The 17,818-nt window shown below is 35.7% G+C and carries 11 protein-coding genes and 1 tRNA gene; 8 read left to right on the forward strand and 4 right to left on the reverse strand.

Annotated features, from left to right (window positions below):
• On the forward strand, nt 1-466 hold a 466-nt coding region (locus ACIR310F_RS0106220), incomplete at its 5' end, for a type II toxin-antitoxin system VapC family toxin (RefSeq protein ID WP_331271303.1).
• Between the two features lie 363 nt (nt 467-829).
• Here ACIR310F_RS0106220 and ACIR310F_RS0106225 read toward each other — a convergent pair.
• Nucleotides 830-3,403 (reverse strand): M1 family metallopeptidase, encoded by a 2,574-nt coding sequence (locus tag ACIR310F_RS0106225; RefSeq protein ID WP_028083066.1) that lies wholly within the window; start codon nt 3,401-3,403, stop codon nt 830-832.
• Between the two features lie 421 nt (nt 3,404-3,824).
• Between ACIR310F_RS0106225 and ACIR310F_RS0106230 the strand changes: the two genes are divergently transcribed.
• Together ACIR310F_RS0106230 and ACIR310F_RS0106235 are read left to right on the forward strand one after the other, a co-directional pair.
• Nucleotides 3,825-5,489 (forward strand): DUF3352 domain-containing protein, encoded by a 1,665-nt coding sequence (locus ACIR310F_RS0106230; protein WP_028083067.1) that lies wholly within the window; start codon nt 3,825-3,827, stop codon nt 5,487-5,489.
• Nucleotides 5,490-5,643: 154 nt separating this feature from the next.
• Nucleotides 5,644-7,425, forward strand: coding sequence for a M61 family metallopeptidase (locus ACIR310F_RS0106235; protein WP_028083068.1), 1,782 nt, complete (start codon nt 5,644-5,646; stop codon nt 7,423-7,425).
• 413 nt (nt 7,426-7,838) lie between these two features.
• Here ACIR310F_RS0106235 and ACIR310F_RS0106240 read toward each other — a convergent pair whose 3' ends face one another.
• A complete protein-coding gene (locus tag ACIR310F_RS0106240; protein ID WP_028083069.1) occupies nt 7,839-8,579 on the reverse strand; it encodes a 2-phosphosulfolactate phosphatase family protein in 741 nt (246 codons plus the stop codon).
• Nucleotides 8,580-9,057: 478 nt separating this feature from the next.
• A tRNA-Gly gene (locus ACIR310F_RS0106245) sits at nt 9,058-9,129 on the reverse strand.
• A gap of 177 nt (nt 9,130-9,306) precedes the next feature.
• On the opposite strand from ACIR310F_RS0106245, the gene ACIR310F_RS0106250 reads away from it, so the two are divergent.
• The 5 genes from ACIR310F_RS0106250 to ACIR310F_RS0106270 all read left to right on the forward strand — a co-directional run bounded on the left by ACIR310F_RS0106250 (nt 9,307) and on the right by ACIR310F_RS0106270 (nt 16,137).
• The gene (locus ACIR310F_RS0106250) at nt 9,307-10,746 is read left to right on the forward strand and encodes a TM0106 family RecB-like putative nuclease (protein WP_028083070.1); all 1,440 of its coding nucleotides are present in this window, start codon (nt 9,307-9,309) and stop codon (nt 10,744-10,746) included.
• A gap of 50 nt (nt 10,747-10,796) precedes the next feature.
• On the forward strand, nt 10,797-11,966 hold the full coding sequence (locus ACIR310F_RS0106255) for an esterase-like activity of phytase family protein (RefSeq protein ID WP_028083071.1): 1,170 nt from the start codon (nt 10,797-10,799) through the stop codon (nt 11,964-11,966).
• 50 nt (nt 11,967-12,016) lie between these two features.
• Nucleotides 12,017-13,246 (forward strand): hypothetical protein, encoded by a 1,230-nt coding sequence (locus ACIR310F_RS0106260; protein WP_028083072.1) that lies wholly within the window; start codon nt 12,017-12,019, stop codon nt 13,244-13,246.
• A gap of 235 nt (nt 13,247-13,481) precedes the next feature.
• Nucleotides 13,482-15,452 (forward strand): two-component system sensor histidine kinase NblS, encoded by a 1,971-nt coding sequence (nblS, locus tag ACIR310F_RS0106265; protein ID WP_028083073.1) that lies wholly within the window; start codon nt 13,482-13,484, stop codon nt 15,450-15,452.
• A gap of 175 nt (nt 15,453-15,627) precedes the next feature.
• Nucleotides 15,628-16,137 carry a hypothetical protein gene (locus ACIR310F_RS0106270; RefSeq protein ID WP_028083074.1) on the forward strand — a complete coding sequence of 170 codons (510 nt, stop codon included), beginning with the start codon at nt 15,628-15,630 and terminating at the stop codon, nt 16,135-16,137.
• 65 nt (nt 16,138-16,202) lie between these two features.
• Here the strand turns inward: ACIR310F_RS0106270 and ACIR310F_RS0106275 are convergent.
• The coding region (locus ACIR310F_RS0106275; RefSeq protein ID WP_196803172.1) for a restriction endonuclease subunit S at nt 16,203-17,818 on the reverse strand (1,616 nt) is incomplete at its 5' end.

The raw sequence follows: 17,818 nt of genomic DNA on the forward strand, positions 1-17,818 counted from the left end.
ATCTTGCCCGCTAGATATGTACCTCATAACACCGATAAGTGCTGTATTATTACGTAGCGTTGATTTATCTCATCCCATGAATAGTGATGCTGTCAATGCTATCAATAAATTGCTAGGCCAGGGAGAAACATTACATATCGTCCCGCAAAACTTAATTGAGTTTTGGAATGTTTACACTCGTCCCATTGAGAGAAATGGATTAGGACGTACAGCAATAGAAGCAGAAGTAGAAATAAAACGATTAAAAACTATTTTTCATCTTGCTTTAGACACCGAAGCAGTTTATTCAGAATGGGAAGGGCTTGTTATTACTCATTCTGTCATTGGTATCAATGTGCATGATGCGAAACTTGTAGCTGCAATGCTTGTTCATGGGATAACTCACATTCTGACATTTAACACCAAGGATTTTGCTCGTTACTCGGAAATAATAGCTGTTAATCCCATAAAGATAGCGTCTGAATAAATCTGAAAACTCTATCTTTTAGCATCACTCTGGTAATCTCTCTAAATTCTCCCTCGCAATATTCCCCCAATATTCATCTTTATATTCAATATATATCTCTAAGGCTGTTTGTAAATTTACCCTTGCTTCTTTATAATCTTCCTGCGTCTCTGCAAGTGTGCCTAAACAAATGTATTTAGGAATCTCAAGGAGTCAAGTTTAATTTTAGTTGATTCCTTGCCATTTTCGTGATCCTGATTAAGAAAAAGAAAGTTACACCACTTAAAGTAATAACTACCTAACGATAATTATAGCGGGCAGGATGCCCGCACCACAAGATTTAGCCACGTCAGGATTGTAGAATTTAGCTGGGTAACAGCTTATTTACTTTGATTTGGCTTCTAGATTTTCCAAACGGCTTTTCAATTCCTGATTTTGCTGTTTGATTTGATCTAGTTCCTCCCGTAATTGCTTCAGGGTTTTGTCTGTGCCAATATTCTTTTGCACTTTGGCTATTTCTTCTTCAGCGTAGCGACGGACGCGCCCATCTGCGGTTTGATTCGCTAAAGATTGCAAAATACCAATGGCTTTTGGGGTTTCCATTTGTCCCAAGGCTGTCAAAACTGCTACCTGAGTTAAAAAGAATGTTTCCCTGGCGATTTCCGATAATCGATCTAAAATCCTTTCTATATTAGCAGGAGTTTGGCCAGTGGAAATTTTCCCGACAGCGCGAATTGCGGAGAGCCGTAAGGGTTGTGGTACACCTATTTTTGTGTATTCCAGGATTAAATTTAAAGCTGCTTCCGAGGCTTTAAATTCAGCTAAACCAGCTATAGCTCCACTACGAACTACTTCATTCCAACCCGCTCTTTCCTCTAATACAGATTTTAGCAGTTTAATTACTTTATCTTCATGGGGTTTATCTTCTAAATGCGCCGCTGCTATAGCCCCAACAGTTCTACAAGCGGCAGCTTCTACATAATAGCTGTCATCCCCATTCTGGACAAAACCCTTTACAGCCTTATAGCTATTATGAGTTTTTATTTGTGATAAAGCACTAATCACGGCTCGACGCACAAAAGGACTAGGATCATTTAAGCCAAGCACCAAACCATCAAAGGCTTGATCTAATTGAATTTCTGCTAATTGTTTAGCAGCTTCAACACGCACACCCCAGAATGGATCATTTTTCAAAGCAGAGGATAGAGCTTGAGTTGCTTCTAATCCGCCTTTTTTCGCTAAAGCTTCTGCTGCATAAATGCGAGAAATGGGGTGGGGATCAAATTCTAACTGGGCTTTCAATTCAGAAATTGGGTATTCTAAAGTAACGGTTTTTAAGTAATTATTCCCCACATCAAAACTAATAAAATCGGGTTTTTCTGTTAAAGGAAAGTAAAAACTTTGTTCTTTGTCATGTACCCGCACGGTAAAAGTTGTTAGCTGTGGATTTTCCTTATATCCAAAACCAATAGGAATTTTGAGATTAAATAAATCCTTACTTTCGGCTTTAGCTTGGGTTTGGGTGACTGTCACCTTCGCCAAATTTGCATCACTATCCCAGGAATAAGCTAGTTTAAAGTCAGGATGTCCACCGCGAAAGACATATTGATCAAAAAGGAAAGCCAAATTCCGTCCAGTGGCTTTTTCAATGGCTCTTAATAAATCTATAGTTTCCACAGTGCGGTGAGCATTGTCCTGGACAAAAGTTTGGATAGCTGGCCAAAATAGCTCATCTCCCAATTCTGCCCGCATCATGTGATAAACACAAGATCCTTTTTCATAAATATGGCGGTCATAAAGTTCGATCGCTTCTCGGTAAACATGAGTTACCATTGGTCTACGGTAGCGACTGCTATCTTCATTAAAATAACTTCGCGCTTCCGATAAACGGTAATATGCGGCTTCTTGGGGACCATATTCCTGTTCTGTCCACATTACCTCAGAATAAGAAGCCATACCTTCCTTAATCCAAGCGTGGGACCAATGTTTAATGACTACCAAATCTCCAAACCATTGGTGTGCGAGTTCGTGGACGACTAAACTTTCAGTATTACGGTTGTCTAATATGGCTCGTTCGTCTAGTAAGCATCTGTCAGTTAATAGAGTGGTGGAAGTATTTTCCATTCCTCCAAAAATAAAGTCATCTACACAAACTTGAGCATATTTAGGGAAAGGGTAAGGATAACCATACTTTTCGCTTAAAAACTCAATCATTTGGGGAGTTTTACCCATACTGCGTCGAGCGTCTGCGACTCGTCCTTTCTCGACGTAATAGGTAACGGGTTTATTATGCCACTCATCCCGAATTTCCGCAAAGTCACCAACGGCCAAAGTCATTAAGTAAGTAGGATGAACTTGTTGTTGTGACCAATGGTAGCTGTTATGTTTTCCTGCTTCTACCGTGTCAATTAGTTCCCCGTTGGAGATAGCAACCAAGGGTTTAGGAACACAAACGCGAATTTCCGAAGTTGATAACTGTCCCGGGTAGTCGAAACAAGGAAACCAGTAGCGAGAGTCTTCGTCTTCTCCTTGAGTCCAGACTTGGGTGGGTTTGTCGGGGTAGTGTTTGTCTGGTTGAATAAAGTAAATTCCCCGCTGGGGTTTTTCAGCACAGTAATTAATCGCAATTATCAGACGAAGACCGATTTGTGTAGGTTGTGATAGGTAAATACAGAGCTTTTCCCCATCATATTCAAAATTTTGCTCAACTTCATCCACTTGTACCGATTTAATCTGGAGATTGACAGCATCTAAAGTTAACCTATCAATACAATTACGAATCGGTAATAAGCGAATACTACAAGTTCCGTAGCATCTTTGGTTGGGGATATCCAAACTCAGATCCAAAAAAATATGTTCTACCTGTCCGGGTCGGTCAGGGTTATAGTGTGGTTTTGCTCCTGGTAACTCAAACCGTTTATGTCCGGTTTTTTCGATATCAAAATGAAACTGCGACATTGATTATTACTAGCCTTATAGTCCTGAACCGTCTAGAGGAATGTGAGTTGTTGCTAAAGCAATAAGATATCATTTGCGGAATCAATTCTAACGATAGAGGAGTATTATTTAAAGCTAATTCCAATTCATTGGTGAGCATAAACTCCAGATTTTATCGGTAAATACGGTTAATTTAACGGAAATTAGTCATAAAAAATGGTTAAAGCTTGAAAACCGATGAGTTAAAGTTTTTCTACCACTTGATTGTAAACTGTGTTTATGATCGGGGTGTGTTTAACTCTTTTATACTCAATATACCATATCTGCCGGCATTAAGTAAAGTGAGGAAAATCCCAAAATCTACTTGTTTTCCATCTGTTGTGGATGATTAGTATTTCCTATCATCTGTCACAAATTTCAATAAAATTAGGATAGTTCACTAATGTCTGACAAGAAATCATCGTTTTTAATTCCCGTAATTGGTACTGCTGTAATCTTAGCAGGTGGTATAGCAGCTTATATATATCTAAAGGGTAATACAGATAGCTCTAGCCCTTTAGGTAATGCTAAATTAGTACCACAAACCGCGTTAATGGCAACTTATATTGACACTAATCCTGAATCGTGGCATAAGTTGCACCAATTTGGTACACCTGAAGCACAGAAGTTAGTAACAAAAGGGTTAAAGGATTTTAACCAACAAATATGGAATGATAGTAATATTTCCTACGAAGCAGATATCAAACCTTGGGTTGGTAGTGTGATGATTGCAGTACTACCACCAGATGAAAAAAAGACACCACCCCCCAAAAAAACAACAGACTACTTAGGCTCACCCTCTGCACCAAATATTTTATTAGTAGTAGGTATTAAGGACAAAATAGCTGCGCTGAAATTTGCTAATAAGTTAAAAGTAGCACAAAACATCACAGCTAAGGAATCAGACTATAAAGGTGAAAAAATTATCGAAACCAAAGGTCAAGGTCAACCACAATATACAACCGTTTTGAATAATGACCACTTGCTGTTAACAGCAAATAAACAAACTGTAGAAAAAGCCATTGATACCTATAAAGGTGAACCTTCCTTTGCAAACAAAGAAGGTGCATACGATATTCTCAGTAAAGGTGTGGATGTTAAAAATAGTCTGGCTCAAATTTATGTCCCCGATTATGCCAACATGATACAAAAATTAAATTCCCAGTCTCAACAATTACCTCCCCAAGCTCTAGCACAAATTAAGCAAGTGAAATCATTGGTAGCCGGTGTGGGAGTAGATGATGCAGGACTGAGATTAAAAGCAACTGTGAATTTAGATCCCCAACTGAATAAATTTGAATATCAAACTACTTCGGCAAAAATTGTGGGACAATTTCCTAGTGAAACCTTCGCTTTAGCTAGTGGACAAGGTATTAGTAAAAGTTGGCAAACCTTTGTGCAACAATCTCAAGATTATCCTGAATTAAATCAAGGAATCCAACAAGCTCGGACACAACTAAAAACCGCACAAATTGATTTAGATAAAGATATTTTTGGGTGGATGAATGGAGAATTTGGCTTAGGTGCTGTAAAATCTAATCAAGGTTTATTAGCTAATGTCGGTTTTGGAGGTGCATTAGTATTAGATACAAGCGATCGCAAAACTGCTGAAGCCACTCTCACTAAACTTGATAATCTTGCTAAACAACAATCTCTCAATATTGCCCAAAAAAATATCGGTGGTAAAAACATTACAGAATGGCAAATTCCCCTACAAGGCGCTCTTGTTTCCCATGGTTGGCTAGATAATGATACCGTATTTCTAGCTATTGGCGGACCAATTGCGGAAACTCTAGCAAATCGTCAAGGTACAGCACTTGATCAGAGTGATACCTTTAAAAAGGTTACAGGTTCTTTGCCAAAACCCAATAGTGGTTATTTCTATTTAGATATGGACAAAACCACGGACATAATTAAACGTTTAGCCCCCCAAAGTCAACCCCTAACTCCAGATACTCTGGCGATTTTAAGTTCTATGCGTGGCGTTGGTGTGACCGTGAATAGCCCTAGTAAATCAAAGACTGAAATGGAGATGTTATTTTCTCTCAAACCCAGTCAGGGGAAATAATATTCATTTTCTGTGATTTAGATGTGTGATCATGAATTACAGGACTTATAGAAAACAGTCGGGTAATTCATGAATTACCCCCACCAACAAATAGAGAATAGGAAACAGAGTCGAAAATCTTTTGGTGTATATTAACAATTTTACCTGAAACAAGATGACTAAACCAACCGCACCACATTTAAATACTCAAATTGCAGAAATATCTCCCCAAATTCATTATTTAGTGGCAATGTCTCAACCAGAAATCCATCTGTTTGAAGTGACATTAGACATTATTAATTATCCTTCAGAAATTCTTGATTTAAAAATGCCAGTGTGGACACCTGGATCATATTTAGTGCGCGAATATGCCAGAAATTTACAAGACTTTACCGCTTTTGCGAATACTGAACATTTACCCTGGCGAAAAGTTAGTAAAAATCATTGGCAAGTAGAAAAAGGTGATATTTCCCAGGTAACTATATCTTATCGTATTTTTGCTAATGAACTATCAGTAAGAACAAATCATTTAGATGCCACTCACGGTTATTTTAATGGTGCAGCACTGTTTTTTAGAATCCCTAATTGGCAGAATTTACCCTTAAAAATAACTGTGATTCCTCCTCACCCCCAATGGCAAATAACCACTGCTTTACCAACCGTTTCGGAGACAAAAAATACTTTTTTAGCCGCAGATTTTGATACTTTAGTTGATAGTCCTTTTGAAATTGGTTGTCATCAATTATATAAGTTTGAGGTTTTGGATAAACCCCATGAGTTAGCAATTTGGGGAAAAGGTAATTTTCAACCACAAAAAATGATTAATGATTTCCAAAAAATCATTGAAGTAGAAGCACAAATGTTTGGTGGTTTACCTTATGATAGATATGTGTTTTTACTGCATTTATTTCAGCAAGCTTTTGGTGGTTTAGAACATAAAAATTCTTGTTCTTTAATTTATCAAAGATTTGGATTTCAGACTCCAGATAAATATGAGCCATTTTTACAATTAGTTGCCCATGAATTTTTTCATTTATGGAATGTGAAAAGAATTCGTCCCCAAGGTTTAGAGATAATCGCCTATGATCAGGAAAACTATACACCATCTTTATGGTTTTGTGAGGGAACAACCAGTTATTATGATTTAATTATTCCTTTACGGGCAGGTATTTATAATACCCAGGCATATTTGAATTATTTGAGTAAGGAAATTACCAGATATTTGATGACTCCCGGACGCAAAGTACAACCTTTATCTGAGTCAAGTTTTGACGCTTGGATTAAACTTTATCGTCCAGATGCTAATAGTGGTAATTCCCAAATCTCCTATTATTTAAAAGGGGAAATGGTATCACTTTTGTTAGATTTATTAATTCGCGTTCATCATGGAAATAAACGTTCTTTAGATGATGTCATGCGGCAAATGTGGCAGCAATTTGGCAAGGCAGAAATTGGCTATACTCCCGAACAATTAGAGGAGGTAATTGAATCTGTAGCGGGTATGGATTTAGGAGATTTCTTTAAACGTTATCTCCATGGACTCGAAGATTTACCATTTAATCGCCATTTGCAACATTTTGGTTTACAATTAGTAGAAGAAAAGAACGAAGAACCTTATTTAGGTGTGAGGATAAATAGCGAAAATGGTCGAGAAATAATTAAATTCGTAGAAGCAGATTCACCGGCACAAAAAGCAGGAATTGATGCAGGAGATGAATTATTAGCTATTGATGGAATTAGGGTAGGAAATCAGTTAAATGAAAGATTGAAGGATTATCAAGCAAATGATTTGATCCAAGTTACTGTTTTCCATCAAGATGAATTGCGGACTTATTCTATCACCCTAGCAGCAGCAATTCCTGGTAAATATCAACTTAAATCTGTGGAAAATCCCTCTTCTAGGGAAATGGAGAACTTTGTCGGTTGGTTAGGTGTACCGCTGTCAACTATTCAGTAATAAGGGAAGAGGTGACAGGTGACAGGTGACAGGTTACAGGTTACAGGGAACAGGGAAGAGGTGACAGGGAAGAGGGAACACAGGAAGAAAGACAGAATTAATACCTACTGAGTCTTGTATGGCTACGCCACGCAAGTTATCAAAAATCAATAGGACTTACGCAAGATTCATGGAATAACGAACCACAGAGGCACAGAGGTCACGGAGAAATGAGGATTTGAGAGATATTTTGCGTAAGTCCTGATCAAATAGGAGTCCTATATCATAGATAAAAATGTCTGAATCAGGATATGCAGGATTTCAGGATGATCAGGATGAAAAAATACAGATAATTAAATCAAATCCGGGACATTCTCAAATCTTGTCAATCCCAATTCAGATCAATTAATTGTTGAGAAAAAAGAATTTTTAGATTACTGATTCCAACTCTTTAAAACACCTGGTTCTTGCTGAATTGGCAAAACATCTAAAATGTCAGTTTGAGAACAATATTTCATGTCTTCTAAACATTGTAAACGCAATAATCGTTGACCATGACTAGCTTGATTTAGTAGTCCTAATAAGTCATTTTCCCATTGGGAATAAAGAGCGATTGCACTAATCAATTCATCATTACCACTAATTTCCTCTAGAGAAGAATTAGTTTTTTGCCAAATACTATGAGCGATCGCACCAGCACATACTGTATCCTCTAAAGAGTAACTACCCTCCCAACCAGAACCAACAATCCACACTGTTTCCGGTTGCTTTTCTAAGAGAAACTTCACCACCGCCGCCCGATTAATCAAAGCTGCTGCAATAACAATGGGAGCTTTTTCTATTCTTTGTAAAGCCCTTGTACCATTGGTGGTACTAATAAATAACCGTCGTCCTGCGACTAAATCTGCTGTACAATCCAAGGGTGAGTTACCTAAGTCAAAACCAGCCACTTTAGCACCACCCCGTTCTCCGGCTCTTAATCGTTTTTCTGGAGGCCATGCTTCACTCACCGTCATAAGTTGATTTAAGTCGCTGAAAACCTGCACAGCTTCACCTCCAGCGGCTAAAACTGTGGCCATTGTACTAGTTGCCCGCAGAACGTCAACAGCGATCGCGCATTCTGGTACTGTATCAATGGGGGTCAATTCGGGGGTGTGATATACAAATATCTTCACGTGCTGGCTATACCTACTTTATAATACTGTTGTCATATTCTACCCACTTAATGCCACTAATTGGTAATACTAAATTCTACCTCTTTAGTAGTATATAAATACTAATAAATCATGCAAAGCCTATTCAGTCAGCCTTTAAGCTTCCTATTACATCTTATAATCGAAAATATAGAGAAATAGCAACGATGAAATCAGAGAAATATAGCGTTTCCCAGTCTAATGAAGTACAAAATTATCTGCGTTTATTTGCGTCCATCTGCGTTCAATTATTACTACTTTACCTCACTTGAATGGGAATGGCTATAAGAGGATGTTTTAACACCATAAGGGCGTTGCTGAAACCAGGTATGAATTTAGGTGTAGAGCCGAGAATCCCTACATGAGGAACGTCTCTACAAGGGTTTTGAAACCATCAAAAATCATTTTCATACCTCAAATCAGCAACGCCATCTGAATCAAATCTTCTCTAATTATTAAAAGCGGGCGATGGGACTCGAACCCACGACGTTCACCATGGGAAGATGACATTCTACCACTGAATTACACCCGCATAGAGTCTTCATGATACCATAATTTATCAGGAGATAGATCATAAATTTACATATTGTTACATATTGATCACTTCTCCAGTTTATCCATTAGCCACTCCCTTGGATCATGAAAAATATAATTAATTTTGCGGTTACAGGTACTTCCATATCCTCTAAATTATTGTTAATTTAAAAGGATGTTAATTAATGCTCAACTTTTACTACAATTTCAACGCTGTCAGCGACGTTCTTTTTTAGACACTCACGGTGATTATCATCAGCGAGATATTCGCAATGAGTTGGTATTAAAGTTACAACAAGATAAAAACCTGAATCATCAGCGAATAGTCACAAAATTAAGTTACTATGAGCCTGATTATCCTTCAGGAAATTGGCAAGCAGGAGCAGCAGCTACTATAGAATTAATGCAGCGAGGTGTAAGTTATATTCATCATGGTGTACTATTAACTACTTATAATGAAAAATATAGCTTACTTAGTCGCCCGGATTTACTTGTCAAACAGCCGGGAAAATCCCGGTTTGGAAACTGGAACTATGTGCCGGTGAATATTGAATTGGGTAAACGTCCTAAACAAGAATATCAAGTAGTGATTGCTTTTCATGCCCAAGTTTTAGCCACGGTTCAGGATATAATTTTGGAAAAAGCAGGGCTGATATTGCGAAATAAAGACAAAACACATTTGGTGGATTTAGATAAATGGATACCACAAATGCTGGATATTCTCGATGAATATACTCAAGTAATTGATTCAGTAAATCCGCCGGAAGTTTTTATTTCCCGGCAAAAATGTAACCTTTGTCATTGGTATAATCATTGTTATGGAATCGCTCAAGCTCAACAACACCTTTCTTTGTTACCAGGTGTAACACCTATTCGCTACACACAACTGCAAAACCTGGATATTACCAGTTTAGAAGCACTTGCTTGTACCCAACCCAGCAACTTAGAAAATCTGACAGGGTTTGATAGTAATATAGCTGGTAAATTAGTTATTCAAGCCCAATCTGTGTTAACTAAACAACCTTTAACCCTTCCTGATCCTTGTTCTCCAGAATATCTGACTTTTGTAGCCCCTATTGAACTTTATTTTGATATTGAAGCCCAGCCAGACTTAAACTTAAATTATCTTTTAGGTGTTTTAGTTGTGGATAGAATTGCCAACACTGAACAATTTTACTCCTTTTTAGCCGAAACACCAGATCAAGAGCAATTAATTTGGCAGCAATTTTTAGCTTTAGTCAGTCAATACCCGCAAGCACCAATTTATCATTTTTGTGCTTATGAATTCGATACAGTTCAACGCCTTGGGAAACTTTACCATACACCCTATAGCGAAATCCGTCCCGTCCTCAATCGGTTTATTGACATATATGAACAATTAACTCAAAGCGTAGCCTTACCAATAGATAGTTACGCATTAAAAACTATCGCTCGTTGGCTAGGTTTTGAATGGCGTGAACAGGAAGCTAATGGGGCTAAATGTATTTATTGGTATGATCAGTGGTTAGAAACAGGCGATCGCACGTTATTATCAATAATTCAAGAGTACAATGAAGATGACTGTCGCGCCACCCGTACCGTTAAAGATTGGCTAGTTAGTTTTTTTTCCAGGTGATTGTGGTAATGTGGTAATAAACCTATAAAAAATTTTACTTCTATTATTTTATGTTTATAATACGTCTCCCCAAGCCCCAGAAACTGTTCCTCGTGATCATTCTTATCGGTTCTTTCTTTAGTCATTTCCCCTCTCCCTCTTTAATCATCAGTAGTGTAGAATTTATTGGAGAAGCCACCCTACCCACAGGCTTATCTTTCCAAAAAACTGAAATTGGTGGTTTATCGGGAATTACTTATGATGCTAAAAATAATTTATATTACGCAATTTCCGATGATACAGGGAGAAAAGCACCTCCTCGTTTTTATACATTTAAAATTGACCTCAGCCAAGGTAAATTAACTGATAATGGCGTTACTCCCGTAAATGTAACAAACTTATTAAATACAAATAATCAACCATTTTCACTTAATACTAGTGATACAGAAGGAATTGCATTTACAAGTAAAAATACTATATTTGTCTCATCTGAAGGTAATATATACAATCAAGTAAATCCCTTTATTGATGAATTTTCCCTGGCTTCTGGACAAACAATTAGTACCCTACCCATACCAGATAAATTTTTACCAGATCCACAAAAGAAAAAAGGTATCCGCAGTAACTTAGGTTTTGAAAGTCTCAGCATAACACCTGATGAAAAATTTCTGTTTACAGCCAGCGAAAACGCTTTAATTCAAGATGGTAAAGAAGCTAAAAGCGGTATTGGTACTTCTTGTCGGATTTTAGAATATAACCTCTTAACCAAGCAACCAGAACGGGAATTTCTCTACCAGACGCAACCCGTCAAACCTTTCTTTAATCCTACTGGTAAATTTGCTAGTGGTTTATCAGATTTATTAGCACTTGATAATCAAGGTCATTTTATCAGTATAGAAAGAAGTTTTACAGGTTTCGGATTTACAATTTTTTTATTTCAGATTTCCTTAAACAACGCTACGGATATTCGTAATTTCGACAGCATTGCAAAAGTTGACACCTCTGAAATTAAACCAGTAGAGAAAAAACTATTATTAGATCTACGGAACTTGGATGTATCATTAGATAATATTGAAGGATTAACCTTGGGAGCAAAATTACCCAGCGGAGAACAATCCCTGATTCTGATCAGCGATAATAATTTCAGAGGGTTACAGCAGACTCAAATTCTAGCCTTTAAACTCAAACCCGAACCACCACTGACGAGATTATTACGACGGTTGAGAATACTTAACCCATAACAGGGAATAATGTTAGAATAGAGGGTAATCATTGTTTATCTTGATAAATTATGCGGATCTTATTCAATCAAAAATTAAAAATTACAGCATTTATTACCAGTTTATTGGTAGTTGGTTTCATGAATAAACAGCCAATTCAAAAACAACAGACTACAGAAAATTTATCATTGTCCCCAATAGTAGATTATCCAATTGTAGGATTATCTAATAATTTATTGAGTCAAAAACCATCTTATAAATCTATATTGTATTCAGTGATTAATGAATGGAAACAATATCAATATAGTATCAATTCTCATCAGGTATTAACAACGGGAAAATTACCAAATAATCAAATAAATTTTAATCAGACTGATTTATTATCCGTACTCACAAATACCAGAGAATATTTTCAAAAATATGCTTCAGAAGATCCAGATATTCAAAGGACGGGAATATTAATAACTCAAGGAGTTACAGTTAAAGATATTCTGAAAACATTAGATTTCATGATCGCAGTTTTAGAAGAAGATATTGCTAACAAACGAACAACTAGGTTACAAGATCCAAATTTTATTAACGCCAATTTTCGCGTGATTAAATGGTCAGCGCATAACCCAGAAAATCCTCAACAGAAACAATTAAGAATTACAAAATATGCGGCTTTTATCCATCCTGGTTCTCGAGAAAAAACCTCTGAATATAATACACCAGTTTATGCTTTGAAACAAGAATTAAGCCAGGATAAATTTTACACTAAATATACAAAACAAGATGTTTTGTCAGGTATTTATGAACCAGGAGGTAAAGAATTTGGTAAAGTTAAACCTATTGCTTATTTAACCAGAAACGGTTTAGAAGCAGCACTAATGCAGGGAACAGTATTAGTTAATTTTACTGATGGAACTAAAGAATTTTTAAATGTAGATAAAAATAATGGAATGTCTTATATTCGGGGAGTAAAAGCAACTTCACAAAAGCGGTACTGGTATTTTAAAGAAGTTGATGCAATTAAAGGCTATGGATATAAAATAGATGCCAAAATATCCATTAAACCAGGAGTAACATTTGCTGGAGATGTTCTGAATATTGGTTTAGGGAGAATAATTGTGATTGAAGATAATCAGAGTGGGAAAAAACAGTTAAAAATGGGCGTAATTGCGGATACAGGTGGAGCATTTTTACCAAACCTTTATCAACTTGATTTTTTAGCGGGAACTTTTGCGAGTGAAAAAGATTTTCAGCAGTACATTCATAAATTACCTGAATATACAAATGTTTATATTTTAGTAAAGAAGTGAAAAAGTGATATAGATCCCTGACTTTTCATAGAAATCGGGGATTTGGGTATTTAATGAAGCTAAACATCAGAGTTTTCATGATCAGGCTAAAAACATAGTTAAATAAAGAAAGAAGAGGTAAAGGAAAAAGTATATTCTGTCCCCAACCTCAATTCCTAGAAATTTCAGGAAATTAACCCTTGATTTTGAGTTTTTGGGATAGAAAACAAGGAACTACTAACAAGTGAATTTTAAAATGCTGGCTCTTTTCAGAAATTTCCGAGATGAATTTGCTTCAGGTGTATCAAAAGCGATCGCTAATTGGTGGTCAGAGTTCACCCTTCAGACTAAACTTCTAGCCGTCGCTACCTTGACGGTTTCCCTGGTCATGAGTGGTTTGACATTCTGGGCTGTGAACACAATTCAACAAGATGCACGTTTTAATGATACCCGCTTTGGCCGTGATTTAGGGTTATTGTTAGCAGCTAATGTCGCCCCCCTAATTGCTGATCATAACTTGACTGAGGTAGCCCAATTTTCTCAACGCTTTTATAGTACCACCACCAGCGTCCGTTATCTGCTTTACGCTGAGAAAACTGGGGAAATCTTCTTTGGTATTCCTTTTTGGGAGCCTGAGGTAGAAGATTCCCTGAGTATTAAGCGCCGGATACAATTACCAGAAGATTATCCTGGTGATGAATATCAGCCTCTGGTTAGACAACATAATACTCCTGACGGGATAGTTACAGATGTATTTGTTCCCTTGATAGTCAATAAAAAATACTTAGGTATATTAGCAGTGGGTATTAATCCCAACCAAACCGCTGTCATATCCACTAATTTCACCCGTGATGTTACCCTGGCGGTTTTTATCACGATTTGGGTAATGGTAATTTTAGCGGGGGTAATTAATGCTTTGACCATTACTAAACCTATCAAGGAATTACTCGTAGGTGTCAAACAAATTGCTGCTGGTAATTTTAAACAACGCATAAATATACCATTAGGAGGTGAATTAGGTGAACTAATTCTTAGTTTTAATGAAATGGCCGAACGTTTAGAACGCTATGAAGAACAAAATATTGAAGAATTAACCGCAGAAAAAGCTAAGTTAGAAACCTTAGTTTCTACCATTGCTGATGGTGCAGTGTTGATTGATAATAATATGCAGGTGATATTAGTTAATCCCACGGCCAGACGCATTTTTAATTGGGAAAATATGGATGTTGTTGGTAATAATATTTTACGCCATTTACCCCAAAGTGTGCAAATGGAAATATCCCGGACTTTATATGAAATGGCCGCCGGTGAATGTGAAAGTGCTGAATTTCGTATCCCACTTAAACAACCAACTCAACGCACAGTTCGCATTCTTTTAACAACTGTTTTAAACCTACAACGGGAAAGTATTAAAGGTATAGCTATTACTGTCCAGGATATTACTCGTGAAGTAGAATTAAATGAAGCCAAAAGCCAATTTATCAGCAATATTTCCCACGAATTACGAACACCATTATTTAATATCAAAACCTATATTGAAACCTTACATGATTATGGTGAAGATTTAGGAATTGAAGAACGACAGGAATTTTTGCAAACAGTTAATAATGAAACTGACAGACTTACCCGTTTGGTTAATGACGTTTTGGATTTATCAAAACTTGAATCTGGACGGACTTATAATTTTGATAAAGTAGATTTACCACAAGCACTAGAACAAACATTACGTACCTATCAACTTAATGCTAAAGATAAGGGTGTGGAACTATTCCAGGAATTAACTCCTAATTTACCTTTAGTTTTAGGAAATTACGATTTATTATTGCAAGTTTTTGGTAATTTAATTGGTAATGCTCTCAAATTTACTCCCGCAGGTGGTAAGGTAGTCATCAGAGCTTATCAACTAGATGATAATTCTAATTCTCATCATCAACCTGGTAAAGTGAGAATTGAAATCGGTGATACAGGAATTGGGATAGCACCAGAAGATCAACAAGCGATTTTTGACCGCTTCTTTCGCGTGGAAAATAGGGTTCATACCCTGGAAGGAACAGGTTTAGGTTTATCAATTGTCAGAAATATTATTGACAGACATCACAGTCAGGTTAATTTAGTCAGCGAGGTTGGTATTGGTACTACTTTTTGGTTTGATTTAGAATTATTTGAGGAAGAAGTTTTATCAACTTTAGAAATCACTTCAGAAAACTTGGAAGTGAAGACAGTTTGATATTTAACGTTGCTGATACTCACAGTCATCAAGATTTTAAGCTGGAACGACTCTGTGTCAGATAAATCCAGATCAATTCATATCATATTTATGGAAGAAGTTGGGTATCTATGTTTTTTTGTCACTTCCAGGTTTATACTTGAATAATAACAATATAATTGGAGTTCATAATCTCATGGCTAAAAAAAATATCTCTAATTTAACACAGGAAGAAACCAAGAAATTTATACCCCTTCAAGGTGAACCAATAATTGAAATTATTGCTGAACCAGTATTAGAACCACAAATACAAACCCCTGAAACTCCCATTACCACAATTAAAACTCAGTCGGAACTAGAAGCAATTATAAAAGAATTGCAAAAAACAGTGGATACATTAAAACAAAAAGAATCTACTCTCATTGAAAAAATTAGTGCTTTACAAATGGTAATTTCTGAAAAGAAAGCATTAACAGAACGCTTAACAGAAGAACTTTATGAAACGAAACAAACAGCATTACAATTAGCAGATTCTAATTCTCAGTTGTTAGAAGAAATCAAAGTTTTTAAAAAACCTAGTCAACAAACTAGTCAAATTTCCAAATCCATTCAATACAAAAAATCCCATAGATCCATAGAAAGACTTCAAGAAAAACCAAATCAAGATAGTGAAGATTTTTCTAAAAATACTTGGTTATATGATTGAAGTTAGGAGTTACCGAGTCAGGAGTCAGAATGTATAAAGCTGACTCCTGATAGCTGGCTTGATTTTTATAAATATTTTTGTAATATTGCTTCTTTTTGTTGTGGTATAGCTTGAATTTCTTGTTCATAATTTTGGATATATTTCTCCATATCTAACACTTCATTAATAATTCTATCTTGTTCATTTTTTTCAGGACAAGCAACCAATAAAGGACGAAGTATTTCTAAATTGATATTCTTTTGTGCTTTTTGAGGTGCAATATCATTTAAGTATTGTTGTTGAGTTCTTAAATAATATTCCAAGTAATCAATATTCATTTGTTCATTAGGTTTAATACTAACAATACTATCAGGAAAACAAGCAGGATAAGTTAAAATCGCTGTACTTCCAATATTAGCCGCAATTGTAATTAAAATAGTTTCTGGTTCAAATAGCTTACTAACTTTTAATCCTTCCTCATTTAATGTTTGAGAATAGATAATATTTCTTCCCTTGACCTTAGCTACATCTCCTGTTTGAATAAAAGGATATGTACCATCTTGATATAAATGAGGTGCATTTCTAGGACGATAACTAAAACGACCTCTTTCTAAAAATGCTGCTTGAGATAGTTTTATTTTAGGTGCAGTATTAAAGGAATGATTTAATATTACTTGGATATGTGTTTGTAATTCCTCAATATTATTTTTTAGTTCTTGTTCTCTATTTTCTAATACTTCAATTTCTTGAACGATTTGTTCTTGTATTTCCTTGGGAGTTAAAGGTAATTTAATATTATAAACCAAATTTCTATTAAGTCCTGGAACTCCTATACCTGCTACTAAATTTTGTAAATTAATAGAATTTAGTAAGTAATAAAAGTATTTAGGTAAAGTATCTTCGCTTTTAAGATTAACATAAAATGTAGTATCAATAGGAAAACAGTTTTTCTCGATATAATTAACTTTTCCCGCAGAACCTTTACGTCCTACAATGATAGCAGGAGATTGAATTAAATATTCATTATGATAACCCACAATACCATTAGATCCCATGACTGGATATTGACCTTGTATTCTCTGATTTTCAGGTAAAGCACTACCATACTCAAGAGTAGCTATACACAAAAATGTAACAAGTTGATATTTTGATTTAATTTTAAGTGTAGGTTTTTCTATAAATTGTATTTGTTTTTCAAACGTAACTCTTTTAAAATCAATACAATCAACTAAATCAACGATGGAAACATAATCCTTAATAGCATCAACAGGACTTTCTAAATTGCCTAAAAAAGATTGATAAATATAGTAATTTACTTTTTCAGGATTAAATTGTTCTATTTCATCATATAATAGAGTTTTATGATTACCATTTTGATCTCTATCAAGTTCCATTCCTGCCTGTCTTCCTTCTTTAAATTCATATCCTAAAAAAGCACGAGCTTGATTTTTATCTCCAGATTTTATCTGGATCAATTCCTGATTATAACTTAATAAATAATAATAAAATTTATCTTTCTCAATAGGTAATACTATTTCATAAAACAATCTTTCAATTCTCTGTTCTTGCTCCTCTTGTGTTAAAACTTTAAAATCTCTTCGTTTATGTAAATTTTTAAAACTGGTTTCGTTTTCAAACCAGTAACGGTAATCTTGATACCAGTCTGTAGTTTTTATTTCATCATTAGCATTACGACTGACAA

Origin of the sequence: Dolichospermum circinale AWQC310F (assembly GCF_000426925.1) — a bacterium.
GTDB classification, from domain to species: domain Bacteria; phylum Cyanobacteriota; class Cyanobacteriia; order Cyanobacteriales; family Nostocaceae; genus Dolichospermum; species Dolichospermum circinale.